This window comes from Tenacibaculum sp. A30, assembly GCF_051200845.1.
GTDB lineage: Bacteria > Bacteroidota > Bacteroidia > Flavobacteriales > Flavobacteriaceae > Polaribacter.
The window spans coordinates 742,532-763,430 of the sequence record NZ_CP195160.1 but is presented as its reverse complement, the minus strand read 5'-3'; the positions used below and the strand labels follow the sequence as shown (position 1 = coordinate 763,430).

The 20,899-nt window shown below is 39.7% G+C and carries 7 protein-coding genes; 6 read left to right on the top strand and 1 reads right to left on the bottom strand.

What is annotated here, in order from left to right:
• Positions 1-58: 58 nt before the first annotated feature.
• Both ppk2 (ACR9ES_RS03540) and ppk2 (ACR9ES_RS03535) read left to right on the top strand, forming a co-directional pair.
• Positions 59-916, top strand: a complete 858-nt coding sequence (gene ppk2 / locus ACR9ES_RS03540; protein WP_435255120.1) for a polyphosphate kinase 2 — start codon at positions 59-61, stop codon at positions 914-916.
• A 2-nt stretch (positions 917-918) separates the two neighbouring features.
• Positions 919-1,698: a polyphosphate kinase 2 gene (gene ppk2 / locus ACR9ES_RS03535; protein WP_435255119.1), complete on the top strand. Its 780-nt coding sequence runs from the start codon at positions 919-921 to the stop codon at positions 1,696-1,698.
• On the opposite strand, the gene ACR9ES_RS03530 is transcribed toward ppk2 (ACR9ES_RS03535), so the two are convergent.
• Complete coding sequence (locus ACR9ES_RS03530; RefSeq protein ID WP_435255118.1) at positions 1,687-2,334, bottom strand: hypothetical protein; 648 nt, start codon at positions 2,332-2,334, stop codon at positions 1,687-1,689. The two genes, ppk2 (ACR9ES_RS03535) and ACR9ES_RS03530, sit on opposite strands and share 12 nt — an antisense overlap.
• An 85-nt stretch (positions 2,335-2,419) precedes the next feature.
• Here ACR9ES_RS03530 and ACR9ES_RS03525 point away from each other — a divergent pair, with 85 nt between their 5' ends.
• The 4 genes from ACR9ES_RS03525 (at position 2,420) to ACR9ES_RS03510 (ending at position 20,890) form a co-directional block, all read left to right on the top strand.
• On the top strand, positions 2,420-2,962 hold the full coding sequence (locus ACR9ES_RS03525; RefSeq protein ID WP_299001170.1) for a Smr/MutS family protein: 543 nt from the start codon (positions 2,420-2,422) through the stop codon (positions 2,960-2,962).
• A 184-nt stretch (positions 2,963-3,146) separates the two neighbouring features.
• Positions 3,147-4,280 carry a cysteine desulfurase family protein gene (locus ACR9ES_RS03520; RefSeq protein WP_435255117.1) on the top strand — a complete coding sequence of 378 codons (1,134 nt, stop codon included), beginning with the start codon at positions 3,147-3,149 and terminating at the stop codon, positions 4,278-4,280.
• 379 nt (positions 4,281-4,659) lie between these two features.
• Positions 4,660-19,917: an HYR-like domain-containing protein gene (locus ACR9ES_RS03515; RefSeq protein WP_435255116.1), complete on the top strand. Its 15,258-nt coding sequence runs from the start codon at positions 4,660-4,662 to the stop codon at positions 19,915-19,917.
• Between the two features lie 49 nt (positions 19,918-19,966).
• Positions 19,967-20,890: a PorP/SprF family type IX secretion system membrane protein gene (locus ACR9ES_RS03510; protein ID WP_435255115.1), complete on the top strand. Its 924-nt coding sequence runs from the start codon at positions 19,967-19,969 to the stop codon at positions 20,888-20,890.
• Positions 20,891-20,899 lie beyond the last annotated feature (9 nt).

Here is a 20,899-nt window from a genome sequence, read left to right as displayed (position 1 = left end):
ATCGTATTATTTTAGCACAACCTAGGTTAAATTATTAAGAAGAATAATTAGTGGTTTTATGAGTAAAGAATCTGTATTAACTATTGAAGATTTTGAAAGTGTTTCTACCAACGAAGAACTTTTAGCTAAGATTAGAAAAAAAGGAATTTCTATAGCGAAAGTTCAAGTGAAGTTAGATTATGAAGAAGAGTTAAAGAAACTTCAAATTGAGTTAGTAAAACTTCAGCAATGGATTGCGAAGAAGAATAAAAGAGTGGCTGTGATTTTTGAAGGTAGAGATGCGGCAGGAAAAGGAGGAAGCATACGTAGATTTATGGAACACTTAAATCCTCGTTCTACGCGTTTAGTTGCCTTAAATAAACCGACTGAAGTTGAAAAAGGTCAGTGGTATTTTCAACGATATATAAAAGAATTACCAAATCCAGGAGAGATTGTTTTTTTTGATAGAAGTTGGTATAACAGAGCTGTTGTTGAGCCTGTAATGGGATTTTGTACTGATAATCAGTATAAAAACTTTTTAGTGCAAGTTCCTGAGTTTGAGCACATGTTGTATGAAGATGGAGTGGTGGTTATTAAGTTTTGGTTGTCTATTTCAAAAGATGAACAGTTGCGTAGATTTAATTCGAGAAATGATAATCCGTTAAAGCGTTGGAAATTTAGTCCAGTAGATAAAAGAGGTCAAGAGCTTTGGGATGAGTATACTTTTTATAAAGATGAAATGTTTAGTAGAACACATACTGCGTACAGCCCTTGGATTGTTGTTAAAACAAATGATAAAAAAGAGGCAAGGGTAGAGTGTATGCGTCATGTGTTAACTCAGTTTAATTATGATGGAAAAGAGGAAGCGCAAACCATTTTAACGCCAGATCCTAATGTAGTAATGCGTTATTATCGTTCAGTAAAACAGTTAGATTAAGAATGAGAAAATTAACTCAAAGAGACGTAAATAAATTAAACAGTACAAGAGGTTTAAAAGCATTATTGTCAAAACCTTTTAATATAGAAAAGTCAATTCGTTATGTTGATTATGAGCGAAAGCTGAAAAAATTACAAGTAGAATTAATTCGTTTACAAGCATGGTCTATTAAAGAAAATGAACGAATTATAGTAATTTTTGAAGGTCGTGATGCAGCTGGAAAAGGTGGGGCAATTCGTAGAATTACCGAACGTATTAATCCGCGTCACATGCGAATTGTAGCTTTACCGAAACCTAATGAAGATCAAAAAACACAATGGTATTTTCAACGCTATGTAGAGCAGTTTCCAAAAGCAGGAGAAATATTATTTTTTGATCGTAGTTGGTATAATAGAGCTGTGGTAGAACCTGTAAATGGGTTTTGTACTCAAGAAGAATATCAAATCTTTATGAATCAAGTAAATGATTTTGAGCGTATGATTTTAGAATCAGGTATTCGTTTGGTGAAAATTTACATGTCTATTACCAAAAAAGAGCAAGCAAAACGATTTAATGATATTAAAAACGACCCGTTAAAACAATGGAAAATGACGCCTGTTGACGAAAAAGCGCAAGAGTTATGGGATGATTATACTGAATACAAAAAAGCGATGTTTTCTAAAACGAACACAGCAATTTCTCCTTGGAAAGTTATTCGTGCGAACAGAAAAACAGCAGCTCGTATAAATGTAATCAATCACATTTTAAAAAGTATTCCTTACGATAAAAATTTAGAGGTATAACTGAGGAAGTCTGTCTTTAACTTCTTCAAAAATAAAATACAGCTCACCAGCAATTTGTTTACTTGTCTGCAAGTAAGTTTCTTCGGTTAGGTCTGTATTGTCAGAAGTTTTTGGGTCTTTGTAAGGTAAATGAAAACGCTCAAGAGCATCAGGAATAAACGGACAGTCTTTGTCGGCACTGTTGCAAGTCGTTATCGCTATAAAAGGATAGCTATTTTGAGGGTGATCAAAAACTTTAGAAAAGCCTAGAATAGATTTTTTAGTTCCTTCAAAAGTTACTAAATATCTAGGGTTTTGGTGCGAAAAATCAACCACTTTAAAAATAAAACCTGTTTTTTGTAAACATTTTACAGTGTTTCTATGAAAAGAAGTGGTTTCTGTACCTCCTGAGTAAGTGAATATATTTTTTAAGTTAAAATATTCAATAGCAAAAAAACTCCACACCTGCGCTAACTGACTTCTGCGTGAGTTGTGAGTGCAAATAAAGTTTAAATTTATTTTTTCTCTGTCAAGATATTCGTCGAAGATAGCGTCTGATATTGCAAGCAATAAATTTTTACGCTCATCGGTAAGCATCATTTCTTTTCTAGCCTCTTCAAAGAAAACTTTTGTATTGATATTTTTGGTGTTTATCATTTATTTGCAGTTCTTTTGCAGTGTGTAATAATTAGTGCAAAAATACAAGCTAAAGTCCTTTTAGCTAATTAAATAAAGGTTAAGGATGTGTTTAGAAATCGGTAATAAAGTAGCTGTAATTGATGCTGATATTAGAGGATTCGTAACAAAAATTACTAATGAAGAAGTTTTTGTTAAAGATGCTGATGGAATGGAGTACCGTTTTTTTAAAAATGAATTGGTAAAGATTGAAGTTGATCAAAATGAATTAAGTAAGTATTCAGATATTAACAACCCGATGTTAAAGGCGAAAACTCAATCTAAAAAAACGTCTAAAAAATCCCTTTTTGTAAAAGATAGAAATGAAATCGTGATGGAAGTTGATTTACATGCCGAAAAGCTTGTAAAATCAACAAGAGGAATGGATAATTTTGATATTTTATCGCTTCAATTAGATATAGCAAAACAAAAACTAGAGTACTGTATCTCAAAAAAAATATCAAAACTAGTGTTGATACATGGTGTGGGTGATGGTGTGTTAAAAACAGAACTTCAGTATTTATTAAATAATTATCGGGTGAAATATTACGATGCTTCTTATCAAAAATACGGACAAGGAGCAACCGAGGTGTACGTATATCAGAATTAAATAGGTAAGTTGTAAAATTTATTTGTTTAAAGGTTTAATTGTTTAGGGGTTTCTAGATGTTAAACTAAAAAGGTGAGTGTTAGTAATCTTGTTTTTTTAAATCTAAAATTCCAAATATCTAACCATCTAATAATCTAGCAATCCAAAAATCTAACTATCTAATATAAAACTTTACTTTTGTGGTATGAATTCAGTGTATTTAGATAATGCGGCTACCACGCCTATGTTGCCAGAGGTAGTAAGTGTAATGCAAGAATCGATGCTTGCTAATTTCGGAAATCCGTCTTCAACTCATCAATACGGAAGAAAGGCAAAAGCAGCTGTAGAAACAGCGAGAAAAAACATAGCAAAACATTTTAATGTATCTGCAAGTGAAATCATTTTTACCGCAGGCGGAACAGAAGCAGATAATTTAATCTTACAAAATGCAGTAATGCATTTAGGAGTAAAAAGAATTATCACCTCTAAGTTAGAACATCATGCTGTTTTAAACACCGTACAGTTTTTAGAAAAAAAACATAAAATAACTGTAGATTATGTTAGGGTAAATGAAAACGGAGCTGTTGTATTGGATAGTTTGGGGGAAGCTTTAAAAAAGTCAAACGAAAAAACCTTAGTGAGTTTGATGTATGTGAATAATGAAATTGGTAATATTTTACCAATTGAAGAGGTGGCAAACATGTGTAAAGAACACGATGCTTACTTTCATTCAGATACAGTACAAGCTATCGGACATTATCCAATAGATTTACAAAAAACTCCGGTTGATTTTATCGCGGCTAGCGCACATAAATTTCACGGTCCTAAAGGGGTTGGTTTTGCTTATGTTAAAAAAGGAATAGCAATTCAACCTATGTTTTTTGGAGGAGAACAAGAAAAAGGAGCGAGGTCTAGTACCGAAAATGTTCACGCTATAATAGGTATGGATAAAGCATTGCATATTGCTTTTGAAAACCTGATAGCAGATGAAACTCATATTAAAGAGTTGAAAAATTACTTTGTAAAAAAAGTAAAAGAACTGGTGCCAAATGCAGAAATAAATGGAGAGCCAGCCGATGAAACAAGTTATACTATTGTAAATGTACGATTTCCTGTTCAAGATAAAATGCTACTGTTTAATTTAGATTTATCAGGAGTAGCAGTATCAGGAGGAAGTGCTTGTCAAAGCGGTAGTAATAAAGGTTCACACGTGTTAAGTGCTTTTTTAAATGTAGAAGAAGTACAAAAAGCTTCTGTACGATTTTCTTTCAGTAAGTTAAATACGATTACAGAAATTGACTACGTACTAAATCAGTTAAAAAAGACTTTAAAATTATAAATAAGTCTTTTAAGGTGTTTTAAAAGAGTTTTTGTTGTTTATGGTGTTGTTGGGTTAGATGTGAAATAAAACTTCTTAAAACATTTTTTATAAAGCCGTTTTTTATAAGTTTTTGTAATAGTTTAGGTTTTGTATATTTTTTTTAACTATAATGTGACTTAAACTGTTAATTTTACATCTAATATTTTAGTGAGAGTAAAAAAAGTTTATTTTTGCACACTATTAAAATAGAAGTCCCCCACAAGAAAAAAAGTTGTAGAACAGCAACTTAGTTTTTTTGTGTGGGATTTTTTTATGCCCACCTATTGTATTGAAACGATTGCCTAAGCTAAAAGCTTGGGTTTTAAAATATATAGTTGTTTGTTATAAAAAACGAGAAATGAAAGAAAATTACGTAGAAAGGACTAAAAAAATATTTAAGCATTTTTTTGTGACAATTTTAATGTTTATTGTCAGTTTTAGAGCTTTTTCACAGGCTACAATTACCCCAAACCCTACTGCTGCTCAAATAGCAACAGAATTACAATCGGCGGGAGTAATCATAACAAACCCTGTAATTACTAGAGGTGCAACAAATCAAATAGCTCTTTTTACAAATGGAATAGCAGGGGCAGGTTTAGAAGTAGATAGAGGAATTGCCTTTACAACATCTAATGTTAATGGGGTTTTTGTTACAAATAATGAAACAGGGCTGTCTGTAAATGCTTCAGGAACAAATTATTCAGATGCTGATTTAACAGCTATAGATGTTGCAGCAACTAGAGATGTAGTTGTTTTTGAATTTGATTTTAGAGCATTGCCAAATTATACAGGAGTTCTTTTAGAGTATCAATTTGGTTCAGAAGAATACCCAGATTTTGTAGGGTCTCCTTATAATGATGTTTTTGGTTTTTTCGTGACAGCCCCATTAGGATTAGATTCAACAATACCAGATATGGCACCAGGAGCAAACTTAGCACAGGTACCCGGTACTACAAACCCAGTAGCAATTAATAACATAAATGCAGGTTTTAGAGGGTATTATGGAGGTGGAGCAAACTATCCCGGTATTACTCCTGATTTGTCGAAAGGTGCATTATATATTAATAATGGACATGTTTTAGATAATGATGCTGACCCAAATAATGCAGGTCCTTTTAACACCAATCCTGGAGCCACTCCTATTGGTGTAGAGTTTAATGGTATTACTAAAAAACTAACAGCAAATATAAATTTGACACCAGGTATAACATACCATATGAAAATAGCTATAGCTGATGTTGCTGATTCAAGTTATGACTCAGGTGTATTTATTACAAAAGTTGGAGGTGTGCCTATTATAGTTGCAGAAGATGATTTTGGAGAAATAGTAAGTACAAATGGGGGAGTAGCTATAGCAAATGTGTTAACAAATGATACCGTAGCAGCTAATAGTAATCCTTCGTTATCAAGTGTTGAGTTGTCTGAAATTAGTTCAGGTAACCCAGGTATTACATTAAATACTAATACCGGAGAAATTAATGTTGCTCCTGGTGTGCCAGCAGGTGTATATGATTTAGTATATAGTTTATGTCAACCTTCAACAAATTGTGATACAGCTATAGTAACAGTAACAGTTTTAGCAGATAGTGATGGAGATAATGTTGCAGATAGAGATGATTTGGATGATGATAATGATGGAATTTTAGATGTAAATGAAGGTTTGTGTACACCTTCACAATCAGGTTTATGGACAGTTTCTGGAACTACAGCAACTTATGATTATGGAAATGGAGTTATAGCGAGAGTTACAACTACGGATGCAGATAGCTTTACTAATGATAGTTTCAATAATCAATCCTTTTGGTCTGAAACTCTTGGAGGAGATACCTCTTTAGCTGGTATTTTTGATTTTGGAACAAGTTTAACAGTGAGTTTTGAAGATTCATTAGGAAATCCTGTTGAAGTAAAAAATCCAACCATACACTTAGATAGAATAGGTGGTTTATTAGGTTCTGGCGAGCAATATTCAGCCCTTGTAACATTACAAGGAGGGCTCACTTGGTCTAAATTAGCAGGGACATCAGATTTTTCTGTAACATCAAATACAGTAACAGACAAAGGTGCTGGGGTACCAGGTTCTGGATGGGATGGAGATAGTACGGCTAACGATGTTGACGGAACTGCTGCAGGATCGTTAAAAATTTATGGTACAATTTCTACATTTACTTTGAGTTTTTCTCAAAACTATGGAGGGAGTGCAGATGGAATAGAGTTAATATTATTTGCATGTGAAAATTTAGATACAGATTTTGATGGTATTCCAGATTATTTAGATACAGATTCGGATAATGATGGTTGTTTTGATGCTATTGAAGGAGATGAAGATGTTCTTACTTCTCACTTAAATCCTGATGGTAGTATTAATTTCGCTGCTAATGGTGGAGTTGATGCAAATGGAGTTCCGAATTTAGTAAATGCTTCGGGTGCAGCTGATGGAGGGAATAATACACAAGGGCAAGGAAATACTACAGCAGTTGTTACTTCAGCTCAAATAGTTATAAATACTGATTTAGCAGTCAATACACCTCTTTGTGCAGGTGAAACAGCCAATTTTACATTTACAGCCACAGGAAGTGATGGTTCAGGTATAGGTTGGACGTACCAGTTACAAAAACAAAATGGAAGTAACTGGGATAGTATAGGAAGTTCAGGGACTCTAGTAAATAATACGTCAGAATCCAAGACAGTTACAATAACCAATGTCCAAGTTTCAGGCTCTGGTACCTATAGAGTTTTATTTACTCATCCTAACAATTCATGTGAACAAGTATCACAATCTGTTAGTTTAATAGTAAATGAGTTGCCAACTCCTATTGATACCCCATTAACAATTTGCCCTAGTGAAACAAGTACTGATTTAACAGTGAATGATAGTACAGTATTAGATGGAGAAACTGGTACGGTAACTTGGTATGATGGGGAACCGGGTAATGGAGGAACTGTTATAGGGAGTCCAACAACAGCAAACTTAAATACCATTACAGATTTATGGGTTCAAGTTAGTTTGTCTAGTAATGGATGTACAGCCAATGTTGATATAACAACAAATAATGATACAACAGATCCAACAGCGAGCAATCCAGCAGCAGTTAATGTTCAGTGTTCATCAGATGTACCAGCAGCAGATATCACTGTAGTAACAGACGAGGCCGATAACTGTGGAACGCCAACAGTAGCGCACGTAAGTGATGTAAGTGATGGCGGATCAAATCCAGAAGTAATCACCAGAACATATAGTGTTACCGATGCAGCAGGAAATAGCATCAATGTAACCCAGACGATCACGGTAAATGATACAACAGATCCAACAGCGAGCAATCCAGCAGCAGTTAATGTTCAGTGTTCATCAGATGTACCAGCAGCAGATATCACTGTAGTAACAGACGAGGCCGATAACTGTGGAACGCCAACAGTAGCGCACGTAAGTGATGTAAGTGATGGCGGATCAAATCCAGAAGTAATCACCAGAACATATAGTGTTACCGATGCAGCAGGAAATAGCATCAATGTAACCCAGACGATCACGGTAAATGATACAACAGATCCAACAGCGAGCAATCCAGCAGCAGTTAATGTTCAGTGTTCATCAGATGTACCAGCAGCAGATATCACTGTAGTAACAGACGAGGCCGATAACTGTGGAACGCCAACAGTAGCGCACGTAAGTGATGTAAGTGATGGCGGATCAAATCCAGAAGTAATCACCAGAACATATAGTGTTACCGATGCAGCAGGAAATAGCATCAATGTAACCCAGACGATCACGGTAAATGATACAACAGATCCAACAGCGAGCAATCCAGCAGCAGTTAATGTTCAGTGTTCATCAGATGTACCAGCAGCAGATATCACTGTAGTAACAGACGAGGCCGATAACTGTGGAACGCCAACAGTAGCGCACGTAAGTGATGTAAGTGATGGCGGATCAAATCCAGAAGTAATCACCAGAACATATAGTGTTACCGATGCAGCAGGAAATAGCATCAATGTAACCCAGACGATCACGGTAAATGATACAACAGATCCAACAGCGAGCAATCCAGCAGCAGTTAATGTTCAGTGTTCATCAGATGTACCAGCAGCAGATATCACTGTAGTAACAGACGAGGCCGATAACTGTGGAACGCCAACAGTAGCGCACGTAAGTGATGTAAGTGATGGCGGATCAAATCCAGAAGTAATCACCAGAACATATAGTGTTACCGATGCAGCAGGAAATAGCATCAATGTAACCCAGACGATCACGGTAAATGATACAACAGATCCAACAGCGAGCAATCCAGCAGCAGTTAATGTTCAGTGTTCATCAGATGTACCAGCAGCAGATATCACTGTAGTAACAGACGAGGCCGATAACTGTGGAACGCCAACAGTAGCGCACGTAAGTGATGTAAGTGATGGCGGATCAAATCCAGAAGTAATCACCAGAACATATAGTGTTACCGATGCAGCAGGAAATAGCATCAATGTAACCCAGACGATCACGGTAAATGATACAACAGATCCAACAGCGAGCAATCCAGCAGCAGTTAATGTTCAGTGTTCATCAGATGTACCAGCAGCAGATATCACTGTAGTAACAGACGAGGCCGATAACTGTGGAACGCCAACAGTAGCGCACGTAAGTGATGTAAGTGATGGCGGATCAAATCCAGAAGTAATCACCAGAACATATAGTGTTACCGATGCAGCAGGAAATAGCATCAATGTAACCCAGACGATCACGGTAAATGATACAACAGATCCAACAGCGAGCAATCCAGCAGCAGTTAATGTTCAGTGTTCATCAGATGTACCAGCAGCAGATATCACTGTAGTAACAGACGAGGCCGATAACTGTGGAACGCCAACAGTAGCGCACGTAAGTGATGTAAGTGATGGCGGATCAAATCCAGAAGTAATCACCAGAACATATAGTGTTACCGATGCAGCAGGAAATAGCATCAATGTAACCCAGACGATCACGGTAAATGATACAACAGATCCAACAGCGAGCAATCCAGCAGCAGTTAATGTTCAGTGTTCATCAGATGTACCAGCAGCAGATATCACTGTAGTAACAGACGAGGCCGATAACTGTGGAACGCCAACAGTAGCGCACGTAAGTGATGTAAGTGATGGCGGATCAAATCCAGAAGTAATCACCAGAACATATAGTGTTACCGATGCAGCAGGAAATAGCATCAATGTAACCCAGACGATCACGGTAAATGATACAACAGATCCAACAGCGAGCAATCCAGCAGCAGTTAATGTTCAGTGTTCATCAGATGTACCAGCAGCAGATATCACTGTAGTAACAGACGAGGCCGATAACTGTGGAACGCCAACAGTAGCGCACGTAAGTGATGTAAGTGATGGCGGATCAAATCCAGAAGTAATCACCAGAACATATAGTGTTACCGATGCAGCAGGAAATAGCATCAATGTAACCCAGACGATCACGGTAAATGATACAACAGATCCAACAGCGAGCAATCCAGCAGCAGTTAATGTTCAGTGTTCATCAGATGTACCAGCAGCAGATATCACTGTAGTAACAGACGAGGCCGATAACTGTGGAACGCCAACAGTAGCGCACGTAAGTGATGTAAGTGATGGCGGATCAAATCCAGAAGTAATCACCAGAACATATAGTGTTACCGATGCAGCAGGAAATAGCATCAATGTAACCCAGACGATCACGGTAAATGATACAACAGATCCAACAGCGAGCAATCCAGCAGCAGTTAATGTTCAGTGTTCATCAGATGTACCAGCAGCAGATATCACTGTAGTAACAGACGAGGCCGATAACTGTGGAACGCCAACAGTAGCGCACGTAAGTGATGTAAGTGATGGCGGATCAAATCCAGAAGTAATCACCAGAACATATAGTGTTACCGATGCAGCAGGAAATAGCATCAATGTAACCCAGACGATCACGGTAAATGATACAACAGATCCAACAGCGAGCAATCCAGCAGCAGTTAATGTTCAGTGTTCATCAGATGTACCAGCAGCAGATATCACTGTAGTAACAGACGAGGCCGATAACTGTGGAACGCCAACAGTAGCGCACGTAAGTGATGTAAGTGATGGCGGATCAAATCCAGAAGTAATCACCAGAACATATAGTGTTACCGATGCAGCAGGAAATAGCATCAATGTAACCCAGACGATCACGGTAAATGATACAACAGATCCAACAGCGAGCAATCCAGCAGCAGTTAATGTTCAGTGTTCATCAGATGTACCAGCAGCAGATATCACTGTAGTAACAGACGAGGCCGATAACTGTGGAACGCCAACAGTAGCGCACGTAAGTGATGTAAGTGATGGCGGATCAAATCCAGAAGTAATCACCAGAACATATAGTGTTACCGATGCAGCAGGAAATAGCATCAATGTAACCCAGACGATCACGGTAAATGATACAACAGATCCAACAGCGAGCAATCCAGCAGCAGTTAATGTTCAGTGTTCATCAGATGTACCAGCAGCAGATATCACTGTAGTAACAGACGAGGCCGATAACTGTGGAACGCCAACAGTAGCGCACGTAAGTGATGTAAGTGATGGCGGATCAAATCCAGAAGTAATCACCAGAACATATAGTGTTACCGATGCAGCAGGAAATAGCATCAATGTAACCCAGACGATCACGGTAAATGATACAACAGATCCAACAGCGAGCAATCCAGCAGCAGTTAATGTTCAGTGTTCATCAGATGTACCAGCAGCAGATATCACTGTAGTAACAGACGAGGCCGATAACTGTGGAACGCCAACAGTAGCGCACGTAAGTGATGTAAGTGATGGCGGATCAAATCCAGAAGTAATCACCAGAACATATAGTGTTACCGATGCAGCAGGAAATAGCATCAATGTAACCCAGACGATCACGGTAAATGATACAACAGATCCAACAGCGAGCAATCCAGCAGCAGTTAATGTTCAGTGTTCATCAGATGTACCAGCAGCAGATATCACTGTAGTAACAGACGAGGCCGATAACTGTGGAACGCCAACAGTAGCGCACGTAAGTGATGTAAGTGATGGCGGATCAAATCCAGAAGTAATCACCAGAACATATAGTGTTACCGATGCAGCAGGAAATAGCATCAATGTAACCCAGACGATCACGGTAAATGATACAACAGATCCAACAGCGAGCAATCCAGCAGCAGTTAATGTTCAGTGTTCATCAGATGTACCAGCAGCAGATATCACTGTAGTAACAGACGAGGCCGATAACTGTGGAACGCCAACAGTAGCGCACGTAAGTGATGTAAGTGATGGCGGATCAAATCCAGAAGTAATCACCAGAACATATAGTGTTACCGATGCAGCAGGAAATAGCATCAATGTAACCCAGACGATCACGGTAAATGATACAACAGATCCAACAGCGAGCAATCCAGCAGCAGTTAATGTTCAGTGTTCATCAGATGTACCAGCAGCAGATATCACTGTAGTAACAGACGAGGCCGATAACTGTGGAACGCCAACAGTAGCGCACGTAAGTGATGTAAGTGATGGCGGATCAAATCCAGAAGTAATCACCAGAACATATAGTGTTACCGATGCAGCAGGAAATAGCATCAATGTAACCCAGACGATCACGGTAAATGATACAACAGATCCAACAGCGAGCAATCCAGCAGCAGTTAATGTTCAGTGTTCATCAGATGTACCAGCAGCAGATATCACTGTAGTAACAGACGAGGCCGATAACTGTGGAACGCCAACAGTAGCGCACGTAAGTGATGTAAGTGATGGCGGATCAAATCCAGAAGTAATCACCAGAACATATAGTGTTACCGATGCAGCAGGAAATAGCATCAATGTAACCCAGACGATCACGGTAAATGATACAACAGATCCAACAGCGAGCAATCCAGCAGCAGTTAATGTTCAGTGTTCATCAGATGTACCAGCAGCAGATATCACTGTAGTAACAGACGAGGCCGATAACTGTGGAACGCCAACAGTAGCGCACGTAAGTGATGTAAGTGATGGCGGATCAAATCCAGAAGTAATCACCAGAACATATAGTGTTACCGATGCAGCAGGAAATAGCATCAATGTAACCCAGACGATCACGGTAAATGATACAACAGATCCAACAGCGAGCAATCCAGCAGCAGTTAATGTTCAGTGTTCATCAGATGTACCAGCAGCAGATATCACTGTAGTAACAGACGAGGCCGATAACTGTGGAACGCCAACAGTAGCGCACGTAAGTGATGTAAGTGATGGCGGATCAAATCCAGAAGTAATCACCAGAACATATAGTGTTACCGATGCAGCAGGAAATAGCATCAATGTAACCCAGACGATCACGGTAAATGATACAACAGATCCAACAGCGAGCAATCCAGCAGCAGTTAATGTTCAGTGTTCATCAGATGTACCAGCAGCAGATATCACTGTAGTAACAGACGAGGCCGATAACTGTGGAACGCCAACAGTAGCGCACGTAAGTGATGTAAGTGATGGCGGATCAAATCCAGAAGTAATCACCAGAACATATAGTGTTACCGATGCAGCAGGAAATAGCATCAATGTAACCCAGACGATCACGGTAAATGATACAACAGATCCAACAGCGAGCAATCCAGCAGCAGTTAATGTTCAGTGTTCATCAGATGTACCAGCAGCAGATATCACTGTAGTAACAGACGAGGCCGATAACTGTGGAACGCCAACAGTAGCGCACGTAAGTGATGTAAGTGATGGCGGATCAAATCCAGAAGTAATCACCAGAACATATAGTGTTACCGATGCAGCAGGAAATAGCATCAATGTAACCCAGACGATCACGGTAAATGATACAACAGATCCAACAGCGAGCAATCCAGCAGCAGTTAATGTTCAGTGTTCATCAGATGTACCAGCAGCAGATATCACTGTAGTAACAGACGAGGCCGATAACTGTGGAACGCCAACAGTAGCGCACGTAAGTGATGTAAGTGATGGCGGATCAAATCCAGAAGTAATCACCAGAACATATAGTGTTACCGATGCAGCAGGAAATAGCATCAATGTAACCCAGACGATCACGGTAAATGATACAACAGATCCAACAGCGAGCAATCCAGCAGCAGTTAATGTTCAGTGTTCATCAGATGTACCAGCAGCAGATATCACTGTAGTAACAGACGAGGCCGATAACTGTGGAACGCCAACAGTAGCGCACGTAAGTGATGTAAGTGATGGCGGATCAAATCCAGAAGTAATCACCAGAACATATAGTGTTACCGATGCAGCAGGAAATAGCATCAATGTAACCCAGACGATCACGGTAAATGATACAACAGATCCAACAGCGAGCAATCCAGCAGCAGTTAATGTTCAGTGTTCATCAGATGTACCAGCAGCAGATATCACTGTAGTAACAGACGAGGCCGATAACTGTGGAACGCCAACAGTAGCGCACGTAAGTGATGTAAGTGATGGCGGATCAAATCCAGAAGTAATCACCAGAACATATAGTGTTACCGATGCAGCAGGAAATAGCATCAATGTAACCCAGACGATCACGGTAAATGATACAACAGATCCAACAGCGAGCAATCCAGCAGCAGTTAATGTTCAGTGTTCATCAGATGTACCAGCAGCAGATATCACTGTAGTAACAGACGAGGCCGATAACTGTGGAACGCCAACAGTAGCGCACGTAAGTGATGTAAGTGATGGCGGATCAAATCCAGAAGTAATCACCAGAACATATAGTGTTACCGATGCAGCAGGAAATAGCATCAATGTAACCCAGACGATCACGGTAAATGATACAACAGATCCAACAGCGAGCAATCCAGCAGCAGTTAATGTTCAGTGTTCATCAGATGTACCAGCAGCAGATATCACTGTAGTAACAGACGAGGCCGATAACTGTGGAACGCCAACAGTAGCGCACGTAAGTGATGTAAGTGATGGCGGATCAAATCCAGAAGTAATCACCAGAACATATAGTGTTACCGATGCAGCAGGAAATAGCATCAATGTAACCCAGACGATCACGGTAAATGATACAACAGATCCAACAGCGAGCAATCCAGCAGCAGTTAATGTTCAGTGTTCATCAGATGTACCAGCAGCAGATATCACTGTAGTAACAGACGAGGCCGATAACTGTGGAACGCCAACAGTAGCGCACGTAAGTGATGTAAGTGATGGCGGATCAAATCCAGAAGTAATCACCAGAACATATAGTGTTACCGATGCAGCAGGAAATAGCATCAATGTAACCCAGACGATCACGGTAAATGATACAACAGATCCAACAGCGAGCAATCCAGCAGCAGTTAATGTTCAGTGTTCATCAGATGTACCAGCAGCAGATATCACTGTAGTAACAGACGAGGCCGATAACTGTGGAACGCCAACAGTAGCGCACGTAAGTGATGTAAGTGATGGCGGATCAAATCCAGAAGTAATCACCAGAACATATAGTGTTACCGATGCAGCAGGAAATAGCATCAATGTAACCCAGACGATCACGGTAAATGATACAACAGATCCAACAGCGAGCAATCCAGCAGCAGTTAATGTTCAGTGTTCATCAGATGTACCAGCAGCAGATATCACTGTAGTAACAGACGAGGCCGATAACTGTGGAACGCCAACAGTAGCGCACGTAAGTGATGTAAGTGATGGCGGATCAAATCCAGAAGTAATCACCAGAACATATAGTGTTACCGATGCAGCAGGAAATAGCATCAATGTAACCCAGACGATCACGGTAAATGATACAACAGATCCAACAGCGAGCAATCCAGCAGCAGTTAATGTTCAGTGTTCATCAGATGTACCAGCAGCAGATATCACTGTAGTAACAGACGAGGCCGATAACTGTGGAACGCCAACAGTAGCGCACGTAAGTGATGTAAGTGATGGCGGATCAAATCCAGAAGTAATCACCAGAACATATAGTGTTACCGATGCAGCAGGAAATAGCATCAATGTAACCCAGACGATCACGGTAAATGATACAACAGATCCAACAGCGAGCAATCCAGCAGCAGTTAATGTTCAGTGTTCATCAGATGTACCAGCAGCAGATATCACTGTAGTAACAGACGAGGCCGATAACTGTGGAACGCCAACAGTAGCGCACGTAAGTGATGTAAGTGATGGCGGATCAAATCCAGAAGTAATCACCAGAACATATAGTGTTACCGATGCAGCAGGAAATAGCATCAATGTAACCCAGACGATCACGGTAAATGATACAACAGATCCAACAGCGAGCAATCCAGCAGCAGTTAATGTTCAGTGTTCATCAGATGTACCAGCAGCAGATATCACTGTAGTAACAGACGAGGCCGATAACTGTGGAACGCCAACAGTAGCGCACGTAAGTGATGTAAGTGATGGCGGATCAAATCCAGAAGTAATCACCAGAACATATAGTGTTACCGATGCAGCAGGAAATAGCATCAATGTAACCCAGACGATCACGGTAAATGATACAACAGATCCAACAGCGAGCAATCCAGCAGCAGTTAATGTTCAGTGTTCATCAGATGTACCAGCAGCAGATATCACTGTAGTAACAGACGAGGCCGATAACTGTGGAACGCCAACAGTAGCGCACGTAAGTGATGTAAGTGATGGCGGATCAAATCCAGAAGTAATCACCAGAACATATAGTGTTACCGATGCAGCAGGAAATAGCATCAATGTAACCCAGACGATCACGGTAAATGATACAACAGATCCAACAGCGAGCAATCCAGCAGCAGTTAATGTTCAGTGTTCATCAGATGTACCAGCAGCAGATATCACTGTAGTAACAGACGAGGCCGATAACTGTGGAACGCCAACAGTAGCGCACGTAAGTGATGTAAGTGATGGCGGATCAAATCCAGAAGTAATCACCAGAACATATAGTGTTACCGATGCAGCAGGAAATAGCATCAATGTAACCCAGACGATCACGGTAAATGATACAACAGATCCAACAGCGAGCAATCCAGCAGCAGTTAATGTTCAGTGTTCATCAGATGTACCAGCAGCAGATATCACTGTAGTAACAGACGAGGCCGATAACTGTGGAACGCCAACAGTAGCGCACGTAAGTGATGTAAGTGATGGCGGATCAAATCCAGAAGTAATCACCAGAACATATAGTGTTACCGATGCAGCAGGAAATAGCATCAATGTAACCCAGACGATCACGGTAAATGATACAACAGATCCAACAGCGAGCAATCCAGCAGCAGTTAATGTTCAGTGTTCATCAGATGTACCAGCAGCAGATATCACTGTAGTAACAGACGAGGCCGATAACTGTGGAACGCCAACAGTAGCGCACGTAAGTGATGTAAGTGATGGCGGATCAAATCCAGAAGTAATCACCAGAACATATAGTGTTACCGATGCAGCAGGAAATAGCATCAATGTAACCCAGACGATCACGGTAAATGATACAACAGATCCAACAGCGAGCAATCCAGCAGCAGTTAATGTTCAGTGTTCATCAGATGTACCAGCAGCAGATATCACTGTAGTAACAGACGAGGCCGATAACTGTGGAACGCCAACAGTAGCGCACGTAAGTGATGTAAGTGATGGCGGATCAAATCCAGAAGTAATCACCAGAACATATAGTGTTACCGATGCAGCAGGAAATAGCATCAATGTAACCCAGACGATCACGGTAAATGATACAACAGATCCAACAGCGAGCAATCCAGCAGCAGTTAATGTTCAGTGTTCATCAGATGTACCAGCAGCAGATATCACTGTAGTAACAGACGAGGCCGATAACTGTGGAACGCCAACAGTAGCGCACGTAAGTGATGTAAGTGATGGCGGATCAAATCCAGAAGTAATCACCAGAACATATAGTGTTACCGATGCAGCAGGAAATAGCATCAATGTAACCCAGACGATCACGGTAAATGATACAACAGATCCAACAGCGAGCAATCCAGCAGCAGTTAATGTTCAGTGTTCATCAGATGTACCAGCAGCAGATATCACTGTAGTAACAGACGAGGCCGATAACTGTGGAACGCCAACAGTAGCGCACGTAAGTGATGTAAGTGATGGCGGATCAAATCCAGAAGTAATCACCAGAACATATAGTGTTACCGATGCAGCAGGAAATAGCATCAATGTAACCCAGACGATCACGGTAAATGATACAACAGATCCAACAGCGAGCAATCCAGCAGCAGTTAATGTTCAGTGTTCATCAGATGTACCAGCAGCAGATATCACTGTAGTAACAGACGAGGCCGATAACTGTGGAACGCCAACAGTAGCGCACGTAAGTGATGTAAGTGATGGCGGATCAAATCCAGAAGTAATCACCAGAACATATAGTGTTACCGATGCAGCAGGAAATAGCATCAATGTAACCCAGACGATCACGGTAAATGATACAACAGATCCAACAGCGAGCAATCCAGCAGCAGTTAATGTTCAGTGTTCATCAGATGTACCAGCAGCAGATATCACTGTAGTAACAGACGAGGCCGATAACTGTGGAACGCCAACAGTAGCGCACGTAAGTGATGTAAGTGATGGCGGATCAAATCCAGAAGTAATCACCAGAACATATAGTGTTACCGATGCAGCAGGAAATAGCATCAATGTAACCCAGACGATCACGGTAAATGATACAACAGATCCAACAGCGAGCAATCCAGCAGCAGTTAATGTTCAGTGTTCATCAGATGTACCAGCAGCAGATATCACTGTAGTAACAGACGAGGCCGATAACTGTGGAACGCCAACAGTAGCGCACGTAAGTGATGTAAGTGATGGCGGATCAAATCCAGAAGTAATCACCAGAACATATAGTGTTACCGATGCAGCAGGAAATAGCATCAATGTAACCCAGACGATCACGGTAAATGATACAACAGATCCAGTAATAACCTTAACAGGCTCATCTACGCAAACCATAGAATCTTGTGGTACTTATACAGAAGAAGGAGCTACGGTTACAGATTGTGAGGCAAATTTAGCAGTAACAATCGGAGGCGATACAGTTGATACGACTACACCAGGTGTTTATACAGTAACCTATAATGTAACTGATACAGCAGGAAATGTAGCGACAGAGGTAACGAGAACGATAACTATAATAGGATCAGATACTGATGGTGATGGAATTACTGATTGTGTTGATCCAGACGATGACAATGATGGTAATCCAGACGGCACAGATTCAAACCCACTAGTACCTATGGTAGCAGATGATACCTTAACAGTAGTAGCAGGAACAATAGGAGTAGTGAATGTATTGTCGAATGATGATTTCTTAGCAGGAGCTGATACAAGTTTAACACAAGTAGGCGGAACCGCTAGTGGAACAGTAAGTTTAAATCCAATAACAGGAGAGTTAAGTTACGCGCCAGCAGTAGGAGAAGCAGGAACTACGGTAACAGTAGAGTATCAAGTATGCAACACAGGTGTAACACCAAATGTATGTGCGATTGCTACAGTAACAATAACGGTAAACGAAGCGCTTGTTGACACCGACGGCGACGGTATCCCAGATGTTATAGACGTAGATGATGACAATGACGGTATTCCTGATGTAGAAGAAGGAGATGGTTCGGTAGATACAGATGGCGATGGTATACCAGATAGTTTAGATTTGGACAGTGATAACGATGGTATTAATGACGTAATAGAAGGAGGAAATGGAGATTTAGATACCAACGAAGACGGTGTTATAGACTCTGGCGATTCAGGATATTCAGATACAAATGGAGACGGACAAGCAGATGCTTCAGTAGATAATAATGAAGAGCCAGATACAGATGGCGATGGAGTTCCAGATTATCAAGATTTAGATAGTGATAACGATGGTATTAACGATGTAATTGAAGGAGGGAATGAAGAATTTGATACTAACGGAGATGGTGTTATAAATACAGAAGATACTGGAGGTTTAGATTCTGATGGAGATGGAATTTCTGATAGCGTTGACGGTGATACTACCAGGTTTGGTGAAGGTAATGGAGGAGATGAAGGAACTATTGATTCGGATGGAGATACTATTCCTGACTATCAAGATTTAGATAGTGACAATGATGGAGTGAATGATGTTGTTGAAGGAGGAAATCCAGATACAGATGGAGATGGTCAAGTTGATAATCCTCATGACGATTCTGATAATGACGGTATAGCAGACAGTGTTGATGATTTAGATGGTTTTGGTGATGCTGATAATCCAGATTATAACTCTAATCCTACAGACCCTAATGATGGAGGAAATGGAGTAGTAGATGGAGATGATTCTGATGGAGATGGAATACCAGATCCTGTAGATGGTCTTGAAGGATTTGGAGATGCAATCAATGAAGATACTTGTGTAAAGGTAAATAACTTGATGAGTCCAAACGGAGATGCTGCAAACAATTATTTACATATCGATTGTATTGAAAACTTCCAAAGAAACACTATTGAAATTTTTAACAGATGGGGTAACACTGTATTTAGAATGGAAGGGTACTCAAATAATAATCCAAACAAGAGATTCGAAGGTATTTCTAACGGACGCGCTAATATAAATGTTAATGATAAATTGCCAGTTGGAACTTACTTCTATATCTTAGATCTTGGAAACGGAAGTAAAGTTAAAAAAGGTTGGATTTATATAAATAGATAACATGAGTATGTTACAACAAAATAAGCTGATAAATAAAAGTTTTAATCAAATGAAATTATATATAAGTTTACTACTAGTATCTGTAATGAGTATCTGTATAACTACAGATATTCATGCGCAACAAGATCCTCAGTACACACAATACATGTACAATACCATGAATGTGAATCCAGCTTATGCAGGATCTAGAGGTCATACTGTAATTACTGCTTTAGGAAGAATGCAGTGGGTTGGTTTTGAAGGAGCGCCAAATACTCAAAACTTATCTTATGATACACCCTTAGGCTATTCTGGTTTAGGGTTAGGAGTGAATTTGATGAATGATCAAATAGGACCTTCTAGTGAGATATATTTAGATGCGAATGTATCGTACAACATCCAAACAGGAGAAGAAGGCAATTTAGCTTTTGGTTTGCGTTTAGGAGGAAGATTATTAAACATAGATTGGTCAAAAGGAACACAAGCAGACCAAAATGATCCTTCTTTTGCTCCTGTTAATAATAAATTTCTTCCAACAGTAGGAGCAGGTATTTATTATCATCAACCACAATGGTATGTCGGATTGTCTGTTCCAAATATTTTAAGAATGGAACATTACGATGCTGAAACTCCAGGAGAAGTAGCAGTTGAGAGAATGCACTTTTTCTTAATAGCAGGATATGTTTTCGATATTAATGAAGATTTAAAATTTAAACCAGCAGCTTTATTAAAAGGAGTTTCAGGAGCACCTTTATCATTAGATATTTCAGCAAATTTATTATTTAATGAAAAGTTCAGAATAGGAGCATCTTGGAGGTGGGATGATTCTGTAAGTGCACTTTTAGGTTTCCAAGCAACTGAATCGCTATTAATAGGATATTCATACGATTTAACAACATCAAATTACAATGTAACAAACTCAGGAACGCATGAGATTTTGTTACAATACGAAATATTCCAAGATATTAGATATAGATCCCCTAGATTCTTTTAAAAAAGAAAA

Bases quoted from the DNA above. Each gene is read 5' to 3' on its own strand.
- ACR9ES_RS03525 (WP_299001170.1), top strand. From the start codon at position 2,420: ATGTGTTTAGAAATCGGTAATAAAGTAGCTGTAATTGATGCTGATATT.
- ppk2 (WP_435255119.1), top strand. From the start codon at position 919: ATGAGAAAATTAACTCAAAGAGACGTAAATAAATTAAACAGTACAAGA.
- ACR9ES_RS03510 (WP_435255115.1), top strand. From the start codon at position 19,967: ATGAAATTATATATAAGTTTACTACTAGTATCTGTAATGAGTATCTGT.
- ACR9ES_RS03520 (WP_435255117.1), top strand. From the start codon at position 3,147: ATGAATTCAGTGTATTTAGATAATGCGGCTACCACGCCTATGTTGCCA.
- ACR9ES_RS03515 (WP_435255116.1), top strand. From the start codon at position 4,660: ATGAAAGAAAATTACGTAGAAAGGACTAAAAAAATATTTAAGCATTTT.
- ppk2 (WP_435255120.1), top strand. From the start codon at position 59: ATGAGTAAAGAATCTGTATTAACTATTGAAGATTTTGAAAGTGTTTCT.
- ACR9ES_RS03530 (WP_435255118.1), bottom strand. From the start codon at position 2,334: ATGATAAACACCAAAAATATCAATACAAAAGTTTTCTTTGAAGAGGCT.